Origin of the sequence: Sphingobacterium prati, from assembly GCF_013167215.1 — a bacterium.
Taxonomy (GTDB): Bacteria; Bacteroidota; Bacteroidia; order Sphingobacteriales; family Sphingobacteriaceae; genus Sphingobacterium; species Sphingobacterium prati.
This window is the reverse complement of the sequence record NZ_JABJWY010000016.1, coordinates 105155-128296: the sequence shown is the minus strand read 5'-3', so window position 1 is coordinate 128296 and position 23142 is coordinate 105155. Positions and strand designations below refer to the sequence as shown.

Below are 23142 nucleotides of genomic sequence, written 5' to 3'. Positions count from 1 at the left end.
TTTTAAAATCCCACGTTAATACCGACGTTATATACGGCCTGCACAGGATAGCCTAATCCCTCGCCGCCCATTTCAGGATCCCACATCTTAAATTTGCTCCACACGGCAAGGTTGAGGGCGTTGACATAAAAACGCACATTGGACATCTTAAATTTGTTAAGAAACTCATTCGGTAGATTGTAGCCCAATTCAACAGATTTCAATCGTAAGAATGCGCCATTACGCATCCACCAGGTCGAAAACTGATTATTATTGGCGTTAAAACCATCCGTTAAGCGTGGCCACAGTGCCCTTACGTCCTGGTTATCTTCAGACCAGTAGCTGTTGGCCACTTGCTGCAACAACCCATTCTGATAAGGACCATTTATGGCAAAAGGCGTAATGTTTCCCGGATCAATAAAAAATGAAGAACGCGCCGAGCCCTGTAGGAATGCACTGACATCAAAACCCTTGAATCCCACGGAAAAGCCCATTCCATAAATAATTTGTGGATCTGTTGGATAACCGATCGGCACTTTATCCAAATCGGTGATTTTACCATCACCATTGATATCTCGGTATTTAATATCGCCGCCCATCGTTCCAAACGCACCACCAAAATTTTGCAATGGGGAGTTCTCCGCTTCGATATCATCCACAAAAAGGCGTTCGGCAATCAGACCATACGATTGTTTGATCGGATGTCCCAATCGGGACAGATAGGCTAAGTTTTCCGGATAATCTGGCTCCTCATTAACCAGCAGGCTGTTGGTAGCATAAGTCATATTCGCCCGCAGCTGTGTCCACCAGGTATTTTGAAAAGACTTGTTGTAATCCAGCGCCAGGTCAAATCCTTTGCTCTGCGCCTTTCCTATATTTGCTTGAATATCGGCCTGAAAGCCAGTTGTAGAAGGAATATTAGAACGCGCCATCAGGATATTGCTGCGGGTAGAATTATAATAATCAAACACAACTCCCAATCCGTTTTTTAGATTCAGGTCAAATCCAGCATCGAAAGTTTTTGCACGTTCCCAGGTAATATTGCGGTTTTCATAGCGCGAAATGGAATAACCAGGTCGCGTATAATCCCAATTATTACCCCAAGAGAACCCTCTACCTCCATTATTAGGATTGACTTGCGATAGGTAAAAGAAACGATCTTGATCATTACCAATCTGATCGTTACCCACTAGACCATAGGTCGCCCTCAATTTAAAGCGGGAAACGACAGGGTTCATAAATTCAAACATCTTTTCCTCATTCAGATTCCATCCCACACCAAAAGAGGGGAAGAAGCCAAAACGATGATCTTTGGAGAAACGTTCGGAACCGTTATAACCAAAGTTGAACTCAAAAAGGTATCGGTTTTTGTACGCATAGGTTGCCCGGCCTGACACACCCAGGTTACGGGCCGGCAAAGAGGCCTGCAGATCACCACCATTGGCCGTCTGATAGTTGCGGATAATACCGATCAACATCCCGGTGATATCATGGTCGTCAGCAATTGTACGATTATAATTGACAGCAAACTCACCATAGGTCGTCGTATTTAAGATTTTATTTCCCTGGTTGTAATCCAGGTATTCCGTGCCTTCATTTTCGTTGAGCAGGCTTAAAACTGTATCGCTGGTCCCCGGGATCCGCACCAGGTTATAATAAAATGGTTTAAAGCTCCGCATGACAGAAAAATAAGAATAGCGTTGTGTATACGCCATTAAACGCGCGGACAAGCCCTTGGTAATGAAGTCAAAATTCTGTTTAAGTTCCAATTGCACATTGACAGTTGAGCTGTTATACTCCTGAAAACCATTGACCATATTGGCGTAGGGATTGTTATATAACGTTTTGGTCGTTGGAATAAAGTTATTTCCGAAAAGCGGGTGGGTCGCGAATGGAGAATAGGAAGACGGATAAATTGCGGGGAACATGACTGGGTTGGACCAAATTGCCTCACGAAATACACGCTGCCCGCCATTGATCAAATTTCCCCATTTATCATAACCTCCTATTGGCCCTGTATAATCATCAAATTGAGCCGAAGTACGAATAATTCCTATTGTTGTCGGCGTAATGTTCAACGTAATATTAGAGCGTAAGGAATAGTTCTTTAGATTGATGTTATTATCAAAACTGTTGCTATTCTCGGAGCGTAGAATTCCTTTATCATTATTAAAAGTACCAGCGACATAGTATTGTGCAAGATTTCCACCGCCGGTAACATTAAAATTAAAACGTTGGTTGTTGGTATAATCCTTTATCAATTGGTCAATCCAATTGTTATTTGGATAAAGAAGTGGATCGTCTCCCCGTTCGGTATGGTCTATTTTATTTTGGTTGTAAGGTAGCGTACCTTTAGGGTCTCTGGTCAACACGGCCTCATTAGCCATTTTCATATAAGTAATATTATCGGCGAATTTAAAATTACGTGTGTTGGTTGAAATGGAATTCTCAAATCGTGCATTGAATTTTGCCTTACCAACAATACCACTTTTGGTGTTCACCAAAACCACACCATTCGCACCTCTAGCACCATATAACGAAGAGGCTGCAGCGTCTTTCAGCACTGAAAAGCCAGCAATATCATCTGGTTGTAACCGTGCTAGTGCAGTGGTATTGGACTCCATTCCGTCGATCAGGATCAGCGGATCTTTTTTCCCTGCACCAAAGGATCCCACTCCGCGAATAAAGAAGGAGGCATTGTCGTTACCCGGTTCCCCGCTCCGCTGGTAAGCAATTAATCCCGCCACCCGACCTGCCAGCATGGAGGTCAGATTAGACGTTGGCCCTTTAATTTCTTTTGGGTTGATGGAGGTGATGGATGCCACCATACTTGTTTTTTTCTGTGTACCGTAAGCCACAACAGTTACTTCATCCAAGCTGGAGCTTGATGAGGCTAAGTAAATGGTCATCCGGTCAGTACTCGTCACTTGGACAGTCTTACGGTCAAATCCGACCGAAGTCAAGACAAGCTGATCGTTGATATGCGCATCTTTAATCAGGAATTGTCCCTGTGCATCCGTTGATACAACTGCATTTTTTCCCACAAAGGCAATTGTAACATTGGAAATGGGTAAATGTCCGACGCTATCCAATACAACTCCTCTTAAGTCAAACGACTTGGTCTGCGCCTGTGCAAAGCCAACTATTAACATAAAGAGGAAGACAAGACTACATCGCTGCCATTTACAGATTCGGTAATACATGTGGTAGATCATAAATTGGTCTTCTTATAGATTGGTTATTATTGATAGTATAGCATATGATTTATCTATACTATTCTATACTACTTTACAATAGTAAAAACATTTTCTGACATGCGCAAATATTTTTTAAAATAAGGGTATAATTTGTGCGCTCTCGTGTGTTAGCGGAGAATTAGGAAATGTAGGTGGTTTATAAAAATCTAGGCGGCATGTACCGTAATAAATAACGATACATGCCGCCTAGAAATTTTTTTATCTAAAATTAATCACAAAAAAAGGGTAGGCCTAGCCTACCCTTTTGTCAATGAGTGATGATATTTTAAGGTATGATTGAGCGAATGTGCAGTTTGTCTAGCATCATCTTGATAAGATGACAGATCCTCACAATGTCGGATGTCTGCTACATCCACTTTCGTTCTTACTTTGCTGATGACCTGATTTAGCTCGGATTTCCAGTTGCCCGGATCACCAAAATCGTTCATCCAATTTTTGTTAATAAACTTTTTATAGTTCAAAAGCAAAATATACAATTCCTCACCACTACCGGCGCGATTGATTGACGTACGCCAGTTTTCTAATTTTTCTTTAAAACTCATAACCAGCAATATACAAAAAAAATATTGTATTGCAAAATCGGATCGCTTTCATTAATCAAAATCGACTTTGCAATGACTATTACGGGCTAGTCTTGAGCCATACATCGATAAATCAATTTAAAGTGACATCCAAGTAGACAGAATGGCGGCCATATGTATCATAAAATGGCTTAAACCGCACCCCATCCACGGTAAACTCCAACCGTTTGGGATCTCCTTGAATGGATTTGCCAATATCTTTTGCATCCAGCGTGATTTTGCGCCAGTCTTTTCTTGCAGCCGGCTCCTGAGCAGCCAAGAGAATAGGCCCATAAAATAAACTGGCGATATTTTGTTGATCCATCACTGGATCTAGACGAAATTGAAATGGCATATGCAGTGCGATCTCGTCTCCAGCTTTCCAATTGCGGCTCAATTTGACATAAGAACCTGGTTGCGCGTTTACTTTCTCAACTTTACCATTGATCGAGACCTGATATCCTTTGGTCGCCCAGCCCGGCACACGTACATAGATATCAAATTGGCCGTTACCTTTTATCGTCAGTTTGCTGTGGTCGTCCTTTGGAAAGCTTGTCGTCTGTTCAATGATCACATTGCGGGATGTCCAGTTTAACGTTGACGGAATAAATAGATTGACATAAAGTGCTTTATCATCTTTACTCTTGAAGTAAATTGCGCTTTGAAGTTTGGTGCTGCTTTCGATTGCCGTGCCATTACAGCAGGTAAAACCTTTCATATCCGGATTTCCGAACTGCTTCACCGAGCCGGGCCTTAGCGGAACATGGTAGGTATTCGCAGGCGAGTTTTCTGCTACCGAAGCAAGGATATGGTTGTATAGCCCCCGCTCATAATAGTCCATATACGCTGCGCGCTGATCAAAAAGAAACAAATTACTTGTCAACTTCAATAGATTATACGTTGCGCAGGTCTCATTTTGTCCACCTGCCGCAAATCCGTTTTCATAGAGGGTCGCAGGTTCAGCAGTAAAAACTTCGGCGTTGGCGGGATTACGGGCCCCGGCCACTCCACCGATACTATACATATAATCATTGACTGCCTTGTACCAGAAGTTGTCCGCTACTTTATAGTATTCTGGCATATTGGACACATCATATATCACGATACTTCCCACGATTTGCGGTATGTGCTGATTTGCATGGAGTCCACGGAAAGTATCAACATTCTTGGCCAGTCCATCGCTATGTTGGGCATCTCCAAAAAAGACCTCGATATTATCAAACATCCGTGCCGTCTTCAGATACTTATCCTGCTTCGTAATACGATAAAGATGCGCCATAGTTTCGTTCATACCGCCAAATTCACCAGCAATGTAAGTATGCCACATCTTAATCAGTGTATCTTGCGGCAGTTTACTCAAGCGTGTATACACCCAGTTGGCCATTCCTTCAGCAACATCCAATGCTTTTTTATTGCCACTTACTTCGTATATATCAATCAAACCTGCCAAAATCTTGTGCAGTGTATAATAAGGAGCCCAGATCTGGTTTACCTGTCCTCCATATTTAGCACCTCTTTCCAACATAATAAATTGGTCGGGCGGATAGGCACTGATAAATCCTTTACCCCAGTTCCAATAGTCTGTACGAATACCCGATTCACTGAGATCCGAGTCGAAATCCTGTTTGCCGGGGCCCGTGGGCACATTGCTTGGATCTGAAATAGCGGCAGTGCCCGATGTTTTCGGTTTACCGGACAACTGGGAGAGCTCGTATAATGTGTTGACCATATAAGTCATTTTATCGGCAAAATTCTGTTGGAGTGCTTTATCATATGCCGTACCTGAATAGGCCTGCGCAATAGCTGTTAGGTAATGTCCTGTAGCATGCCCCCGAAGTTTGGTATCCTGACTGTCCCACACGCCTAAGGGTTCTGCTCCCGCTGGCTGGGGCATTCCAAATGCATTGCGGAACATATATAAAAAAGAGTTAGGGTCGGTTGTAGCCAATGTCCGGATAAACTTGTCTCGGTTTTCGATAAATTTTGTTTTCTCGTTTTCAGCGTCGGTTTCCAAACTCACCTGGCTTAGGCTGAATGGTTCAAGCATAGCACTTGGTGCCACCGATTTTTTTGTTCCTTTTACCGAGACAATGGCTTTAACGCGTAACTCTGTTCCCGGCACCTGCCCCATAACCGTATAACGGCCAGCCTCCAATACGGTACTGTTATCATTCGGCGATGGCCATAGCACGCGCACCTTTGGCCCCTGTATTCCATCTTTGTAGGTTCCGTTTACATAGCTTGGCAATCTGGGCAATTCACCGACTTCGGTCTCTACCGACACATCAGAAACCGCCAGCAAATAGGCGTTATAAAGCTGCGCCTGTATTAATGGAAAACTGGGTAGATCTCCTTCCGTATCCTTTACATTCACTGCTGCGCTATTTCTGTTTCCCTGCTGCGCATTCGTGAAAATGCCAAACACCTGACTTTCGGTGAGCGGAACCCTATACATACGGAAATCGCGTACCATAGCATCTAGGTTAGAATCGCCAGCCAAAAGCGACTTACCGAGATAGAGCTGCCTTTTACCGCCCGAAGATGCTCCAAAAACATCGCTTAACTCTTTAGGTATATCGTTGCTTTTGCCCACAGGCTTGCCGTCCAGATAGGTGATCAACGCTCTTGAAGGCATATCCACCACAATGGTAAGAAATACCCATTTATTCAATGCAATAGCTGGAGCGACCGCGGCTTTTTCGGTACCGCCGCCTGCTGTAATCAGCGCATGATACCCAGGTTGTCCGGTAATCCCCAGCGGGGCAACCGTAAAATGTGCCTCCGAGTTTCTGCCGAAATCAAAAAAGCGCTGATTGGCTTTGTTCGACCTTAAGAAGATCCACCCGGATATACTCAACGATTCCATGTCGGCCAAAGCAGCTCCCGGAATCATGACAAAATCGCTGTTTCCTCCAGAAAGTGATAAGACCTTGCCAAATCGCTTGTCGTTTACAAATTTTGGCTGAGCACCATGGGTAGCATGGAGGTTATTTCTCGACCAATCTTTTAAATCGTCCTTAAAAAGATAGCGTGCAATCATTTCTGTTTCGCCGATACCATCCAAAATCTGATCACCACCTTGGGCCCGACTAGTGGATATTGTCCCTAAAAAGCAACCTACTGAAAGGACAATATGTATAAGCATTTTGTATCTCTTCATGTTATTATAGCTAATTCGTATGTGTTTATAAAAATAAAAAGAATCTATTGCCAACTATGGAAATATTTTAGCCTAAAATTATTGGATATTACCCTGCTTTTGATTCTTTAATGGATCACTTTATGACTACGATGGTATTTTAATATAGGTTCCATGCCGGCGGATTTACCCCCAGCAGATGCTTGACGAAAAAGTCCCTTCGCTTCTTCTCTCCAAAATCGCCTCCGGACGCGTGCCCCATTCCAGGCACCATAATAAACTCATGATCTTTGCCCTGCTTAATCAATTGATTGACCAATTGGTAGGTTGAAGCAGGATCTACATTATCATCTAGCTCACCTACGATCAACATCAGCTTGCCCTGTAAGCGGTAAGCATTCTCGGTATTTGAACAAGCCGCATATTCAGGTCCTATTGGCCAGCCCATCCATTGCTCATTCCACCATATCTTGTCCATTCTGTTATCATGACAACCACAGGATGAAACGCCGACTTTATAAAACTCGGGGTGGAATAACAAAGCTCCAGTAGCGGACTGCCCGCCTGCAGAAGTACCATAAATACCTACCCGCTCGATATCCATGTAAGGGTATTTGGACGCCGCAGATTTCATCCATGCCATGCGGTCAGGGAAACCGGCATCCTTTAAATTTTTCCACGCTACATCATGAAATGCCTTGGATCGATTAGACGTTCCCATTCCATCGATTTGCACCACGACAAACCCCAATTCTGCCAATTCATACATCCCCGAAGGGTTGGCGTAAAAGCTTTTTGGCACGAAAGAACTATGTGGTCCAGCATAAATATATTCGATCACTGGATATTTTTTCTGAGGATCAAAGTTCCTGGGTCGTATGATAATACCCCAGATATCAGTTTTATTGTCTCTCGCCAGTGCTTTAAAAACCTCGGGAGCCTTCCAACCTGCAGCCTCTAGCTCAGTGATATCTGCATTTTCTAACGCCATGACGACCCGACCATCCGATGCATCGCGCAAAACTGATTTGGGCGCTTGATTGACTAAAGAATACACATCTATAAACAGACTGTGATCGCTATTAAAGGTTGCTTGATGGTTTGCCATCTCTGGGGTCAATTCCTTCAATCCTTTACCGTCTAGTCCGATCGAATAATAACGAATCAGGTAGGGGTCCTCACCTTTCTTTAGCCCACTCCCCTCAAAAAACACTTTTCTTTTTGCTTCGTCGACATAAATCACTTTTCGCACGACCCAATTTCCTTTAGTGATCTGGTTTTTCAGGGCACCGGTATTGCTGTCGAAAAGATAGAGATGGTTCCACCCATCACGTTCCGAAGCCCAGATGATTTCTTGCGTACGCGACAAATCATTTCTATACTTTTTGCTACTATAATCTATGAAAGTAGGACTGGTTTCGGAGATAATTACTTTGGTTTTCCCATTATTGGCACTTAGCTCAAGGACATCATAGCGTTGGTGACCGCGTTGATTATATTCAAAGGTAATGCCACTGTTGTCCGGCCGCCAAGCAAGGTTAGATAAGGAAAACTGATTGGTCACCTGAGTTGGATCAACGCTAAAGATTCTACCCGTCTCCACTTCGACGATAGCTGGATAATATTGCGGTAAAGCATCCCCAGGTTTTACATAATCCCTTATCTGCAACTTAGGCTGCAGTTGATCAACCGGAGAGGATTCAAACAGTGTAAGTTTTCTTACTTCTGCTTTCCGCACTTTTGACACAGCTATTTTTTTTGAATCCGTTGACCATTGTATCTGTGACCTATAATACTCGCCAGGACTACCGTCAAATGTCAACTGTTTCTCTGTCATCACATCTCCATTTTTACGCACATAAATATTATTGTTTTTAATATAGGCGGTATATTTCTTGTCAGGAGAGTCAACGGCTTCGCCCTTGCTGTCATCTCTGCGTACCCCCCAATATTCTCCACCGCTATGATCAAGCGCATTACCTATAGCCTTTCCTTTATTGACCAATTTTTGTGTAGCCGCATCCCATTTCCAAGTCACCTCCTGTACGACAAATTCAATTTCATGTGCATTTAACACCTTGGTGCCTTTACCCCAATAGGTACCCAATTTAACATCAGTACCCAATTCGGCTTTAAGCTGATTTTCAATCTCTGCGATGTCGGTAACAAGCTTATTCTTACCTACCGCATCAACGATATATAATTCAAGCTTGCCACCTTTGGCAGTGGCACGGTAGCTAAAGCACTCTCCTTTTTCTGACCAAAGAATTTGTTGTGGTACTTGATAGACTTTACCAAAAGACTCTCTTATTTCCTTCGCCCGTCTATAATCATCCAATGTCCCCTGTGCCATCACAGAAGTCTGGCAGAGTATCCATAAGGCAGCTATTAACTTCAGTTTCATATGTAAATAGTTATTCATTCGTATTTATCTCAATTGCATTGTTATATGGTCAATCTTATTTCAGTCTGCAGACGTTTTATTGGTCAAATTTCAGTGATCTGTTTTGTATGCCCACGACCTTTGACAACATAATAGAGGGGGATTCCCAGAAGTGTAATAATTATCCCCGGCCAGGTAAATTGAGGTTTATAGATCACCAGTAAAACGATAAAGGAAAGTCCCATCAAGATATAGACCGCCGGAATTATGGGATAACCAAAAGCCTTATAGGGCCTCGGAAGTTCGGGGCGTTTTTTGCGCAGCAAAAAAATCCCAGCTATACACATGACATAAAAGATAACGACGACACAGGTAATCATATCCAGTAAATCTCCATATTTACCGGTTAAACACCACACTCCTGCAATTATTCCTTGCAGCCAAAGTGCATAAGCCGGCACCGCCCGATTGTTTAAACGGCCTGTCTTTTTAAAAAATAAACCATCTTTAGCCATGGAGTAATAAATTCGAGCTCCCGCCAAAATTAGTCCATTGTTACATCCAAAAGTGCTTATCATAATCATTATGGCTAAAATGGTTATACCAAAAGGTCCGAATATCTCTTGAGCCACTACCATCGCTACACGATCTTTGGGGGCACTTGCCATCCCTTCGACCGTCAATATTCCAGTATACATCAAGTTGGTCAGAATATAGATGAAGGTCACAATACCTGTCCCCAATGCTAAGCTGAGTCCAATATTACGTTGAGGATTTTTTATTTCTCCTGCCACAGCAGATGAGGAATGCCAAGAATCACTACTGAATAAGGCACCTACCAGTGCTGCGGACATCGCAGCAAAAGTACCAAACAACGAATAACTTGCTATTGAGCCATCAGCATTCAAGCGATGCAAATCCCACCGAGCGCCTGCCGACCAATTCTGCTCCCACACATTAAGATCAAAAGCTGCAAAACCAAATAACACCAACAAAATCAAACTCAATATTTTAATCAAGGTAAGTACTGTCTGTAATGTTTTACCATTTTGTACACCTCTGGTGTTAATAAATGTCAAAAATAATATGACTACTATCGCCAACAGCTGGGCGGAGGAGACATGATAGTTTCCTAAAACAAGTAGATACACATCTTCATCCAGAACAGGAAATAAATACGCGGTGAATTTTGAAAATGCCACCCCCACAGCTGCAATTGTTGCCGTTTGGATGACGGCAAAAAAGGTCCAGCCAAAAGTAAAACTCACCAAGGGGCCATAAGCCTCTTTGAGGTAAACGTACTGTCCGCCAGCTTTGGGAAACATTGCGCTCAATTCACCATAACTCAACGCCGCAGCCAAAGTCATAAACCCACAGATCAACCATACGACCATTAACCAACCCGCAGCCCCAGTATGGCGGGCAATATCTGAGGATACGATAAATATCCCTGATCCGATCATACTTCCAGCAACTAACATCGTGGCATCCAATAGTCCCAACGATTTCTTAAATTCTTGATTCCGCGTGTTTGTATCCATAATCTAGGAAGGTGTTTAGTCAAAGTTGTAAAATTTCCATTTTGTCTGGTGGTTGGCGTCAAGATGTTGATCAGTCAATATCGCCCTTAGCATTTCCATAGGCATATAATTTTCTTTGATAACGCGATCATGAAAATCTTTATAAGACATTTTACCCTTGCCCACCAGCTCATCGCTGATACTCAATAATTGTAGGCCCCCTATCATATAAGCAAGTTGATATAAAGGATCGTAAGACCCCTCGAAGGAGCGTTTTACCTCACCATGCGCATTTGCCGGTTCGTGTCCTACCTGATCCACAAGATAATCGATACATTGCTGTGGTGTCCATTCGCCTAGATGAAATTTGATACTGAACGTGATACGTGCACAACGGTGCATTCGCCAAAACAAGACACCAATACGTTCTTCTGGTGTTTTTGCAAATCCCATCCGATACAAGAGCAATTCCCAGTACAAAGTCCAGCCCTCCGTCCAAAAAGGTGTATTAAAGCTCTGTTCACGGTAGGGTTTATATCTTTTATTCATAAAATACTGCAGATGGTGACCTGGATTAAGCTCGTGCTGAACCGTTCCCAAAGAGAAATGTGGATTATTTCCCCGCATACTCATCATCTTCTGCTCGTAAGTCATTGTATTTGTCGGATAAGAAATACTGATCTCACGACCGCCCGTAAAAAAAGGATTGACCAATTGCCGTTCAGGAGTCATCATAATCATTCCCCAAGTCTCATCCGCCAATTCGGGAATATCGATCAAGTTATGTGCTTTTATGAAGTCCTGTGCCCTGGCATACAATGCATTGATAAGATCAGGTTGTCTGCCCTCAGCCACATACGTATTTTTGACCTTTTCTTGTGCCGCTTTCCAATCGTCGCCAAATCCCATTTCCTGAGATGCCTTCAATAACTCAGCTACACACCATTTCCATTCCTTATCGGCAATCTTCAATAAGTCGTCGGCATCATAGGCAATCATTTCATCTTTTAGCTTTTTATTGAGTACCGCCTTACCGATCGGTCTGCCACCTATATTGCTTCCGTCATCAAAAACCTTCCAGTTGCTTTTACTTTGAAGCGCTTCTTTATAAGCTACCAGCGCTGCATCAAGGCCTTCGTAAGATTTGGGCACCCACCATGTAAAATTGGGATCATAACCATTATAGAAATCAAATGAGCTTTGCAGACGCTTCTGTAAAGACTCAACCATACTGACTAAATAGCTTACATCATTGGCATCAATTGCAGGTTTCTGCACCAGCGCTTTTGTCTCCCGCAATACCGATTCACTTGCCTGTTCAAGCATTGTTGCAATCGCTTTGCCTTCTACAAAAGTACCCCTTCTGCGTTTTTGTTCAAACTGAAAGATGCTATCTGCAAATGGCAAATAAGATTTGAGCCGATGATAAGCATTCATCTCGTCATTTAGTTCTTGTTGATGGCGTAAGATCTTTCGGTTTAACAGGATATAGTCTACCTGTCCATTTGTATTCAACTGATTATAGTCAAAAGCTTTTAATTTGGCCAGATACGACTTATCCAAAGTGATTAATCTATTAATTTGTTCAGGAGACGGGCTAGCTTGTTGGAAGCCCCAGCCTTTCGGCATAGGCCCATAAAAATAATTTACTGCCTGCAGATCATGTTCATACTGAACAACGTAGGGTTCAATCGGCGTGGTGTGTTGAAACAAGTCCATTTTTTGTGCATTTAATGTCATTGGCACTGCCATACAGAGTATACCTAGACCAACACATGGCTTTACTTTAAGGTCAGTGTTTATCATTGTTTAAGTTTATTGTTAGCGTTATTGAAATCTGTCGTATTTGCATTTTTATAGCTCGTCAAATATCTCCAACAAAATAAGTTCCCGATTGTCCACGGACTTTTATTATCAAATCAGTTGATCAGTTGCCTGTGTTAAAGTCATAAAATACATAAACATTTTATAGGTACTGTCTTTTTACTCACTTGAGTTATGTTTATTTTTCTTTATCAAAGAAAGCAACTGATGGACAACTTAACTAACCGACTTTTGATCATTACTTATTGGATATTGACCTCTGCCTTCAGATCCAAGCATTTTTAATACGTCTTTTGTGATCAAACGGCTTATTGTACGCATTCTAAAAATGGAATTGATAGCATTACCAATCGCCAACAACCTCTGTGTAATAAATGTTATTTATACATTAAATGTATATTTTCGTAAATGATAAACCAAATTTTAGCTGAAATAGGCTAAAAAAGTAATATCGTAGGTTAAATTTCAAGTATAAAGAACGGGCTCAATAACACATATTTGTACTTAATTGACAATGCTGATAAAGCAAGTCGTTACTTGTTAAATCTTACAGAACATGAACTTTAAGAAAAATCACTACCTTCTTTTTACCTTATTATATTTACATGCTGCCCTCACGGTCTTTGGCCAGCAGGATGAACATCCCGTATGGCAAGCTGTCAAAACACAAACAGCAACATTGGGTATTGACAAAGGAGATAAAAGTTTTCGACTCGAAAAGTTGAAGATCAAAGTGGTAAATTCCTCACAGACTTTAGCGGCATTACAACAAATAGGCGGAGACGACAACTTCGATTACACGCCTGTGGAAATGCTGCGTAAGAGAGACCGTAATAATTTTTTTCATTTTGGAGATATTAATATCAGTTTGAGAAAACAGGGTGAAACAACTTGGTCTACTTACTCATCCGCCAAAGACCGCAAAGAGGTAATCGCCCTCAATGCATCGGGAACAGCTTTAGCTGCCGCAAATATCTCCCCGACATTGGGAGGTATCCCGCTCAAAGTGATCCGGAGCTGGAAGAATATCGGTGGTGACCTGATCTTGAGCTTCGAAGTCAGTAATCCAACAGAACAAACAATAGAAATCGGATCGCTGGGCATCCCGCTTCCTTTCAATAATAACATGGATGGTAAAAGCCTTGATCAAGCCCACGCCCAGAACGTCTTTTTTGACCCTTACATTGGCAAAGATGCGGGTTATGTCCAAGTAAACCATCTGCATGGACGCGGACCAAGCTTATTGGTATTGCCTTATGAGAATGCAGGTTTTGAAGCCTATAATCCCTTGAATAGCGATCCTACCCCCCGAAGCATAACTTTTGAAGGATTTCATGAATGGATGGTCCATACCAAAGCACATACCGAAACAGAATGGAAGGGTGTAGAACAATGGAATGAAGCGACCTCAACAATATTAGCGCCCAAAGCTTCCAAGGTATTTGCACTTCGCTTTGTGCTCGCCCCAAGTATCCGGGATATAGAAGCAGAATTGCTTAAAAACAATCGCCCTGTAGCCATTGGCGCTCCAGGCTATGTCATACCATTAGATAATCCAGTAAAGCTCTTTCTAAAGCACAACAAAGAAATTAAAAAAATTAGTGTATCCCCTGATCATGCACTCACCCTGAGCAAGCTAAAGCAAACTGCGGGCCAATGGCAACAATACGAGGTACAAGGAAACCGTTGGGGGCGCGCACGCGTTACTGTAACTTATCAGGATGGCAATGAACAGACAATACATTATAAAGTCATCAAATCCGAGAAAGAGGTCGTCAATAACCTTGGCCACTTTCTGACCACAAAGCAATGGTATGAAAACGACAAGGATCTATTTGGACGCTCCCCTGCTGTCATTTCTTACGATTATGAAGAGCAAAAACAAGTTACGCAAGAACGACGAGCTTGGTATGCGGGATTAAGCGACGAAGCAGGTGCTGCGAGCTGGCTTGCAGCCATCATGAAACAGGTCCTACAACCCGACCAACAGGAGATTGAAAAGCTTAAGCATTTTGTCAACGAAACCATGTATGGCCGTATCCAGCATGCTTCGGGTGCACAAAAATACGGTGTAGTAAAAAGTCTATTTTATTATGCTCCTGATTCTTTACCAGTAGGCACTTACGACGATAAAATTAATTGGAAGACTTGGTCGGCCTGGCCTAAAAAAGAAGCCGACGATATTGGAAGATCCTATAACTATCCACATGTTGCCGCTGCACACTGGGTAATGTATCGACTTGCACGCAACTACAACAATCTTGTACAGGAAGAAACATGGGATACCTATCTGGACCGTGCCTTCAATACGGCGATAGCAATGGTAGAGAAAGCGCCCTATTATGCCCAGTTTGGCCAGATGGAAGGTAGCATATTCCTGATTATCTTACAAGATCTCCGCAGGGAAGGGATGATGACGCGAGCGGATCAATTGGAGGCAGCGATGCGTAAACGAGCCGAACATTGGAAAACACTCAATTATCCATTTGGCAGTGAAATGCCTTGGGACTCCACCGGCCAGGAAGAAGTCTACCTGTGGTCACGCTTCTTTGGATTCGATGAAAAAGCCCAGGTGACGCTCAACGCTATCCTTGCCTATATGCCAACGGTGCCGCACTGGGGTTACAACGGCAGTGCCAGACGCTATTGGGACTTTGTTTACGGCGGAAAGTTGTCGCGCATTGAGCGTCAATTGCATCATTACGGTTCTGCACTCAATGCGATCCCCGTTCTGACAGAATTTCGCCGTCATCCCGAAGATTTCTACCTACTGCGAATCGGACACGCAGGCATGATGGGAGCGCTTGCCAATGTTACGGAAGATGGTTTTGGCCCAGCAGCATTCCATTCTTATCCGAGCACATTGGCAAATGATGGAATCAGTGGAGACTATGGTACGGGATTCTATGGCTATGCAGTCAACTCTGGAACCTATATTTTCGAACATCCCGAATTTGGATGGCTGGCATTCAGTGGCAACCTCAAAGCGAACAAGAAAACTGTAGACGTTGCTATAACAACAGCCTCTCGGGGCCGAATTTTTCTAGCAAAAGAACAACTTTGGCTCACAACCGATGCCGGGGAAATTGAGCGTCTCACTTACCAGCTGAAGGATAGAAGCATTGTCTTACATTTTCACATAGGGAATCAGGAGCATAATACGCATGTTTTACTCAACATAAATCCCGAAAGTGGCTATGAGATAAAAGGTATGCACAAAGATGACCATGGTCGATATCGTATCCCCTTGTCAACGAAAACGGTCATCCTGACAAAATCAAAATAAATAACGTGAAAAGCAAAAGGTGCCCGATAAAATGGGCACCTTTTCTTATGGATTGATAACCAAGCTATTTCCCAGTCCTGTCATAAATCCAGGACCTATATTTTGCGCTTTCAATAAATCCCGATGTTTGTTGTCCAGCTTAGGAGCTCCGGCATCGGCCGCTGTAGCGAAAGGATAATTACCAACAAAAGCTCCTAATACCGGACTATTGCTGGTTGGTTCATAAATGCCATCGGTCGTCAATGTATATTGAGGATTCTGACGGCTGAAGCCGGCAGGTAGCTGTTGGCTTGTCGGCACATCAAATACGATATTTCCTTGATAAACAAAGTTAATGGGCTGGTCTGTAAAGGTCAGCATGGTTGACTGCGAAGCCTGTGAAACCACATTATTTGCAATATGCCCATCTGTTGGCGGTAAGGTACGATTGTTTCCCCCCTTTCCCGAACCGATATCAAAAGATTGTTGGCATTTGATCATGGTATTGGCCACCACCTTCACACGTTTGACCTGAAAATAACCGCTCAAGGGTGAATTTGGTACGCCATCCATTACAGCCAAAGGTGCTTTTTGCCCTGTTCCAGCCATATTCTGAAAATAATTGTTGTAGACGATATGATCCTCGCCTATAATACGAATTCCACCTGCGGCACTGATACCATTACCGACGAAATAGTTACCGTAGACCGCAGAGCCATTTCCATGTCTCAGACACAGCGTTCCCTGACTCTCGTAGAAGAAATTGTTACGGATGGTATCCGCCCCCATTTTGTTGGAGATAATTTCTGTTTCCCCATTGCAACGTTGAAAGATATTATCTTCAATGGTCGTAAATGCACTTGTCATAGACCAATCACTTGTACCGATACGGATGGTCTCGCCCCCATTGTTTGGTAATGCCGCCCGTTCACCAAAGAAATTATGATCAATCCGATGTTTCATCGTTTTGCTCGTTCCCCACACAACCATTGTAGGGCCCTGATGAGCTTTGCCTTTGAGATAACAATGGTCGACACGATGGTTGGATCCATTGATGGACACCCAACGATAGTCTGTTGTTACAGTAGGCGGATTGTAATCCACAATTGCTGTATTCGTTAAGCGGCAATTTGAGGACGAGGACGTGAAATCAACGACGTTTTTGCCTGAAGTATAGCCATTCTGAAAAACAAGTCCACTCACCACGAGCCATTTTCCTGTAATACTGATGGAGGAAGTTCCTTCCATAAACACTGCCCCCGGTTGTTCGGCCATCAATACAATAGGCTGCTGACTGGTTCCCTGAGCGTTAAATGTAAGTTCCTGATTGGTCCATTGCCCCGATTTCATGATCACTGTATCTCCGGGCTGAAGACTTAGCGCTTGCAGCTCGGCTGCAGATTGAATGGTATGACATTGCGCGCAGGCGATACCATTTAACTTTAATTTTACCGCAGCCGGTTTTTCACAGCTGCTACCGATCACCAATAAAAGTAATAGGGAAGCAAAGACTGATTTTTTCCTGATCATAGTTAAGTTTATTTAAGGTGTTTAATTACTGCAGGGAACTAAAAGGATAAACGGTGGTATTTCCCTTTACACCGTATACATGGACCACGCCATTAGTAACACCATATCCGCCAGATCTATTAGTGGTTTTGTTATTAATCTGAATCGGCGCAAGGTCATTATTATTGACCAATTTTAAATACATCGCTCCCTCCTGATCAAAACCTTTCCCTTCGTTCAGGTAGCCCAGTAAAGATCCTTTACTCGCTACAGTATTGGCTGGCAACAGCGTCTTTGCTTTCACATTATTGATACTCAGATCAGCAAAGTTATATTTGCCCTCCAAAATGAGGTAAAGAAAATAATTCCGTACATCTTCTTTGCTATAATCTTCCCACTTCGTAGCGGGCCTGGTCAGCGGTGTACCGGCACCATCCATACCGGTCACAATAGGAAAATCAAAGAAAAGTCCGCCGGTCACTTTTTTTGTCTTGGCATCCCAAATTTTGACCGCATCATTATGTAAAAATATAAATGTCCGATCGGATTTTTCAAACTCATTCAGATCGATATCCGCATACTCCATCCCCATACGCATCCACTTGAAGACTGTATCTGTTGGCTTCTCGGGCGTTCCATAAGAACGATCTTCTAAAAATTTCTTCGCACTAATGCCCATATTAGGATCCAGCGTTTTATGTTCGTAGTCGTAATTTTCCTGCAATTCCATATCGAAGAGGGAACAGCCTGTTGTCAATAAGGTCAGAAGCATCGCCCCTACCTGTATCCACTTGATGTTAAAATTTCTTTTCATAATTTCTTTTTCTACGTCTCCTACTAATCTGTATATCCTGGGTTTTGAACCAATAAACTATTGGAATTCAAAACATTTCGATTCAATGGCCAATAGGCTCTATTTTGAGGGTCCAAGAATCCCGGCATTTCCAGGTTTCCGGCATCCTCCTGCCTACGTTTCAGAATAGGATCCATCACTTCCTTGACACGATTTGTTCTGACCAGATCAAACCATCTCTTTCCTTCTCCAAAAAGCTCCAGCTGCCGCTCGTTCAGGATTGCGGTTTCCAGCGCATAAGAGGTTGCCAATTCAGGTGCACTCACATCATATACTGGCAGTTGCGCTCGTTTACGCACAAAATTTACGTATTTAATAGCTTGTTCCCGATCGCCACGTCTATTCAAAGCTTCTGCATACAGCAGATAGATGTCACTCAGTCGGTACATGGTCAGATAGACCGGAAGCAATTGATTTGTTGCCGGCCAGGGATCCGCCTTGGTCGGGTTTGTTTCTGTTGGATACCATTTTATAAATCGATCCCGTTTATTGCTTGGCATACCAAAATAGACATCCAGCGTTTGTTTTGGCCGAATATCCGGACTTGGGGTTGCTGTCGTCTGTGGCAGGAACCAACTTGTCCAGATCCCCTCATCCACAATCACCTGCTTGTTATTTGCCGTCCAGGAAGTCTGCATGCAGGCACAGCCATTTTTCAGGTAATCCCAATGGATACTCCAAATCGTCTCTTTGCTGGACGATGGATTTGTAAAGATCGTTTTCCAGGATGCTGCATCCTGTAAGTTGGTTTCGTTTAAGCCCGCATAAACGGCGTTGGTCGGCGACTTGGCCAAGAATAATTTTTCTATCCACTTTATTGCATTTTCATGATCTCCCTGCCACATGTATACATCAGCCAGGATCGCACATATTCCAGCTTCGCCGATTGTCCATAAGGGGCTTTTGGCGTTTTTTGTAGTCAAGGAATAGGCATTTTCCAAATCCGGGATAATCAAATCTTTTATGATTTTATCTTTTGGTTCACGCGCTCTTTCCGCGGGCTTTTCCACATCTTCATAGGGTTCCAACCAAATAGGTGCGTCCCCCCATACACGGACGATATAAAAGTAAGACATCGCGCGAAGTGCATAACTTTGTGCCAAGAAATCGTTTTGCATGGCCGTTGTGATCCGACTATCCAATTGAGCTGCCTGGGGAATATATTTAATATTGTTATTTGCCCGTCCTATGGTTGTATACAGCCCGCTCCAATCTGAAAAATCATTGGAAGGCGTGATACTGTTTAACACGATTTCATCCACATAGTCCTTGGTATAACTAATAAAGCGATCAAAATTGTCTGACCGATATTCTCCCCAGTAAAGATATTTCTCACTATATTGATCTTTACCGACCATTTCAAGCTGAAAAGCACTATACATACCAGCCATTGCCGCCTGTACATCATATAGGTTTTTGTAATGTTGATCCAATGTCCCATCTGAAAGAGGCTTTTCATCCAGAAACTTATTGCAAGCGCCCAAAGTGCCTAAAAAAAGTAATGCTGCTAAAATTTTTATTTTGTACATAATTAAAATCTTCTAAAAATTAACATTTACACCGAAGCCAAATTCCCTTCTTCTAGGATAACGGCCGTCATCCTCACCCGGTGTTAGCGGGTTTGAGGTACTGAATTCAGGATCATAGCCGCGGTAGTTCGTCCAGGTCAACAAATTTGTTCCATAGATATACGTTGTGAGGCCTTTCATTTTCAATTTATTGGCCAATCGTGGACTAAAATTATAGGCCAGACGCGCGCTGGCAAGCCGAATAAAGGAAGCATCTTCGATATACAGGCTATTTTGGTTGGTTTTCATGTTTCCACGATTGTTTCGCTCAGGATAGTAGGGATACTTGGCCTCATCGCCCAGTTTCCGCCATACATTATACACCATATCCGGTGATCCCGCGCCTGTATTGGAAGGATAGTTCTGACGCTGTAACAAAGCATTGTACACTTCTCCGCCGATTGCACCGTTGAACAGTACATTTAAAGAAAATCGGTTGTAAGTAAATGTCTGCATAAAACCAAAGTAAAAATCAGGGGTAGGATTGCCTAGGATCATACGGTCATCGTCATTGATCAAGCTATCGCGTTTGCTGTTGAGCCATTCGGCATCCCCACCTTTCAGCTTGCCATCGGGAGCATAAAGGTGATGCACTGTACCTTCATAATTTTGGCCACCTGAAGTATATACAGGTTTACCATCGCGGTACAATGGTTTTCCCTGGTCGTCAAGCACAAGCGTCAATTTATCCCAGTTGTCGTTATAGGCATTGGATTCATCCCAGGCATATACACCGAGATTACGCCATCCGTAAAAATTACCAATACGTCCCCCCTCTTCGAGATACCATTTATTACCCGGAAAGAAAGGAACACCGTCCGCCAATTTCACAACCTTACCTCGTTCAAAGGAGATATTTCCATTGATTTCCCAGGTAAAGTTAGGCTTGACGATCGGCCGGGCAGTGACGACAAACTCCATTCCCCGGGTTCGGATCGATCCCACATTCACCTGAAGCTTTGTGTATCCGGTTTCTTTAGGTAGTTCTCTCGGATATAACAGATCCGTTGTGGTTTTCACATAGTAATCAGCGGTAAAGCCCAATCTTCCATTGAGAAAGGTAAGATCTAGCCCCACATTGTTCTGTGTCGTCATTTCCCATTTAATCAGATAATTACCTAAAGTCGGGGTCATTGCCGCTCCGCCCACACCATTATAATTGCCACCAAATGCTACCTTAGCATAAGATTCGTAATCCCCGATCTTATCATTTCCAAGCTGGCCAAAACTATAGCGCAGTTTCGCATCCTGTAATGCCGGCTTAGTCCATTTCATAAAGTTTTCATCCGAAAAACGCCAAGCGGCAGATCCTGAGAAAAAGTTTCCCCATTTGTTGCTCGGACCAAATCTTGAAGAACCGTCTCTTCTGTACGAGGCCTGGAAGAGGTAACGGCTCTTATAGTTATAACCAATTCGACTAAATATCGAAGCTGTTGCATTTGCTGTCGCTGATGTATACGTCTTGGAGGAGGTCAGATAATCCGGAAATGTGACCAAGACCTCTTCGTTTACACTGTTCAAATATTCAGAATGGAAACGATCAAAACGTCTACGATCAGCGCTAAATCCTAACAGGGCATATACATTATGGTCCGTTGCAAATGTTTTATTGTAATTGGCAAATGCCTGGAATTCCCAAGTGAAAGTCTTGGTAAATTCGTTCGATCCACTATTTTGGTCTTTATTAGCCGATATAAAACGCGGTGAAAAACCTGTATTTTGCAAATTATCCAACCGTGCATTAAATAAAGTCGTCAGTTTGAGGTCATTCATCAACTGATAGTCCAATTGATTATTGAATTGACCGGAATACGTCTCACTCATGTTCTGTTCATACAATGCATTCGCAATAGGATTTCGTTTAGATCCGATATAACTTGTTAATGATCCGTCAGGATAGTAAATCAACGAATACGCCGGCCTGTCCATCACGACGCGCACCGTATTGGCAATTGGAATGGAATTGCCTTTTTGCCAGGCAAAGGAGATATTATTCGCGTATCTCAGTTTTGATGAGGCTTGATATTCCACATTGATCCGCGACTGCAAACGTTTTGCATAACTATTCAAGATAATAGACTTATCATCCAAATAATTTAGACTGCTATAATAACGGAGATTTTTTTGGCCGCCACCTATACTTAACTTGATTTCTTTCTTTTGTGCAAGATTGCCTAGAAGCAATTTTTGGAGATCGTTATCCGCGTTAAAGCTTGGATTCAGCGAGTCAATATTGCTATTCTGCCCTTGTATGTTCCTAAATTCGCGCACTTCAGCCGAATTACTCACGGGAATATAATGCGCCAAACGGCCAAAGAGATGGTTATAATTGACATTAATCAAAGGTTTCCCTTCTGCCCCGCGCTTGGTTGTGATCAAAATAACGCCATTCGCTGCACGCGATCCATAGATGGAGGCAGATGCAGCATCTTTTAACACTTCGATGTTTTCGATATCCGTAGGATTAATATTTGCGCCATCCGGATTGATAACACCATCCACCAAATATAAAGGACCATTACCACCATTTAGCGTTGATGTACCGCGTACCTGAATCGATCCTGTTGCACCAGGAGCGCCACCACCATCATTAACAATAAGTACACCAGCTGCTTGTCCTTGTAAGGCATCAAATAGATTAACGGGTTGTCTTTCCTGAATTTTTTTCGCGTTTACTGAAGAAATCGCTCCAGTTAAATCTCTCTTTTTGGCTACGCTACCATAGCCAGTAACGACGATCTCATCCAGTGCATTCTCATTTTCACCCAGTTGTACATCAATCTGCCGTTGGCTGCCGACTGTTCTTTCTTCCACTTTCATGCCTACCTGGCTAAAAACCAGAATTGCTGCCGGTGCAGCCGCTATCTGGTATTTCCCTGCGGCATCTGTGCTTGTTCCCTGGTTCTTCCCTTTAACCCGGACACTCACTCCTTGTAGCGCTTCACCTTTGCTGTTGCTCACTTTGCCTGAAATTCGGACATCTTGTTGAGCAAAAAGCGGTAAACCCATACTTCCCATTATAACAAATAGGCAGAGTACCAAGCACCCCATTTTTGTGATACTTTTCATCATAAGATAGATACTATTAATTGGTTATTATTATTCAAAGGTATTCAGCTTTATTACAGCTTCAGTTTAACTCAGCGTCAACGCCGATCAACGTTTCTAGCTGATTCAACTTAAATTCCTTAATTGGTTATTGTTTATAATTCGTTATACCCAAATATCGAGCAGTTCGTCGTATACAAGAGGGTAAATTTTGTTCTTTTTAGCAGTAAAAATTGG

At 42.9% G+C, this 23142-nt stretch carries 11 protein-coding genes; 1 reads left to right on the top strand and 10 read right to left on the bottom strand.

Annotated elements, in window-relative coordinates; all coding sequences use genetic code 11:
- Window positions 1-2 precede the first annotated feature (2 nt).
- The 6 genes from HPC41_RS04250 to HPC41_RS04225 all read right to left on the bottom strand — a co-directional run bounded on the left by HPC41_RS04250 (window position 3) and on the right by HPC41_RS04225 (window position 12644).
- Window positions 3-3194 (bottom strand): SusC/RagA family TonB-linked outer membrane protein, encoded by a 3192-nt coding sequence (locus tag HPC41_RS04250; RefSeq protein ID WP_216660656.1) that lies wholly within the window; start codon window positions 3192-3194, stop codon window positions 3-5.
- 278 nt (window positions 3195-3472) lie between these two features.
- The gene (locus tag HPC41_RS04245) at window positions 3473-3778 is read right to left on the bottom strand and encodes a hypothetical protein (protein ID WP_172392731.1); all 306 of its coding nucleotides are present in this window, start codon (window positions 3776-3778) and stop codon (window positions 3473-3475) included.
- Between the two features lie 112 nt (window positions 3779-3890).
- Window positions 3891-6956 (bottom strand): beta-L-arabinofuranosidase domain-containing protein, encoded by a 3066-nt coding sequence (locus tag HPC41_RS04240; RefSeq protein WP_172392730.1) that lies wholly within the window; start codon window positions 6954-6956, stop codon window positions 3891-3893.
- 139 nt (window positions 6957-7095) lie between these two features.
- Window positions 7096-9339 (bottom strand): S9 family peptidase, encoded by a 2244-nt coding sequence (locus HPC41_RS04235; RefSeq protein WP_172392729.1) that lies wholly within the window; start codon window positions 9337-9339, stop codon window positions 7096-7098.
- An 83-nt stretch (window positions 9340-9422) separates the two neighbouring features.
- The gene (locus tag HPC41_RS04230) at window positions 9423-10859 is read right to left on the bottom strand and encodes an APC family permease (RefSeq protein WP_172392728.1); all 1437 of its coding nucleotides are present in this window, start codon (window positions 10857-10859) and stop codon (window positions 9423-9425) included.
- Between the two features lie 15 nt (window positions 10860-10874).
- Window positions 10875-12644 (bottom strand): DUF885 family protein, encoded by a 1770-nt coding sequence (locus tag HPC41_RS04225; RefSeq protein ID WP_216660654.1) that lies wholly within the window; start codon window positions 12642-12644, stop codon window positions 10875-10877.
- Window positions 12645-13218: 574 nt separating this feature from the next.
- Between HPC41_RS04225 and HPC41_RS04220 the strand changes: the two genes are divergently transcribed.
- Window positions 13219-15948 (top strand): DUF5695 domain-containing protein, encoded by a 2730-nt coding sequence (locus HPC41_RS04220; RefSeq protein WP_216660653.1) that lies wholly within the window; start codon window positions 13219-13221, stop codon window positions 15946-15948.
- Between the two features lie 45 nt (window positions 15949-15993).
- Here HPC41_RS04220 and HPC41_RS04215 read toward each other — a convergent pair whose 3' ends face one another.
- From HPC41_RS04215 to HPC41_RS04200, 4 genes are read right to left on the bottom strand one after another with little or no spacing between them, the layout of a single operon-like run.
- Entirely contained in the window at window positions 15994-17457 is a 1464-nt protein-coding gene (locus HPC41_RS04215) for a polysaccharide lyase 6 family protein (protein ID WP_172392727.1), read from the bottom strand.
- Window positions 17458-17482: 25 nt separating this feature from the next.
- Entirely contained in the window at window positions 17483-18250 is a 768-nt protein-coding gene (locus HPC41_RS04210; RefSeq protein ID WP_172392726.1) for a hypothetical protein, read from the bottom strand.
- Window positions 18251-18273: 23 nt separating this feature from the next.
- A complete protein-coding gene (locus HPC41_RS04205; RefSeq protein WP_172392725.1) occupies window positions 18274-19818 on the bottom strand; it encodes a RagB/SusD family nutrient uptake outer membrane protein in 1545 nt (514 codons plus the stop codon).
- A 12-nt stretch (window positions 19819-19830) separates the two neighbouring features.
- Window positions 19831-22929: a SusC/RagA family TonB-linked outer membrane protein gene (locus tag HPC41_RS04200; RefSeq protein ID WP_216660652.1), complete on the bottom strand. Its 3099-nt coding sequence runs from the start codon at window positions 22927-22929 to the stop codon at window positions 19831-19833.
- Window positions 22930-23142: the final 213 nt, after the last annotated feature.

Bases quoted from the DNA above. Each gene is read 5' to 3' on its own strand.
- HPC41_RS04205 (WP_172392725.1), bottom strand. From the start codon at position 19,818: ATGTACAAAATAAAAATTTTAGCAGCATTACTTTTTTTAGGCACTTTG.
- HPC41_RS04235 (WP_172392729.1), bottom strand. From the start codon at position 9,339: ATGAAACTGAAGTTAATAGCTGCCTTATGGATACTCTGCCAGACTTCT.
- HPC41_RS04215 (WP_172392727.1), bottom strand. From the start codon at position 17,457: ATGATCAGGAAAAAATCAGTCTTTGCTTCCCTATTACTTTTATTGGTG.
- HPC41_RS04200 (WP_216660652.1), bottom strand. From the start codon at position 22,929: ATGATGAAAAGTATCACAAAAATGGGGTGCTTGGTACTCTGCCTATTT.
- HPC41_RS04240 (WP_172392730.1), bottom strand. From the start codon at position 6,956: ATGAAGAGATACAAAATGCTTATACATATTGTCCTTTCAGTAGGTTGC.
- HPC41_RS04245 (WP_172392731.1), bottom strand. From the start codon at position 3,778: ATGAGTTTTAAAGAAAAATTAGAAAACTGGCGTACGTCAATCAATCGC.
- HPC41_RS04210 (WP_172392726.1), bottom strand. From the start codon at position 18,250: ATGAAAAGAAATTTTAACATCAAGTGGATACAGGTAGGGGCGATGCTT.
- HPC41_RS04225 (WP_216660654.1), bottom strand. From the start codon at position 12,644: ATGATAAACACTGACCTTAAAGTAAAGCCATGTGTTGGTCTAGGTATA.
- HPC41_RS04250 (WP_216660656.1), bottom strand. From the start codon at position 3,194: ATGATCTACCACATGTATTACCGAATCTGTAAATGGCAGCGATGTAGT.
- HPC41_RS04220 (WP_216660653.1), top strand. From the start codon at position 13,219: ATGAACTTTAAGAAAAATCACTACCTTCTTTTTACCTTATTATATTTA.
- HPC41_RS04230 (WP_172392728.1), bottom strand. From the start codon at position 10,859: ATGGATACAAACACGCGGAATCAAGAATTTAAGAAATCGTTGGGACTA.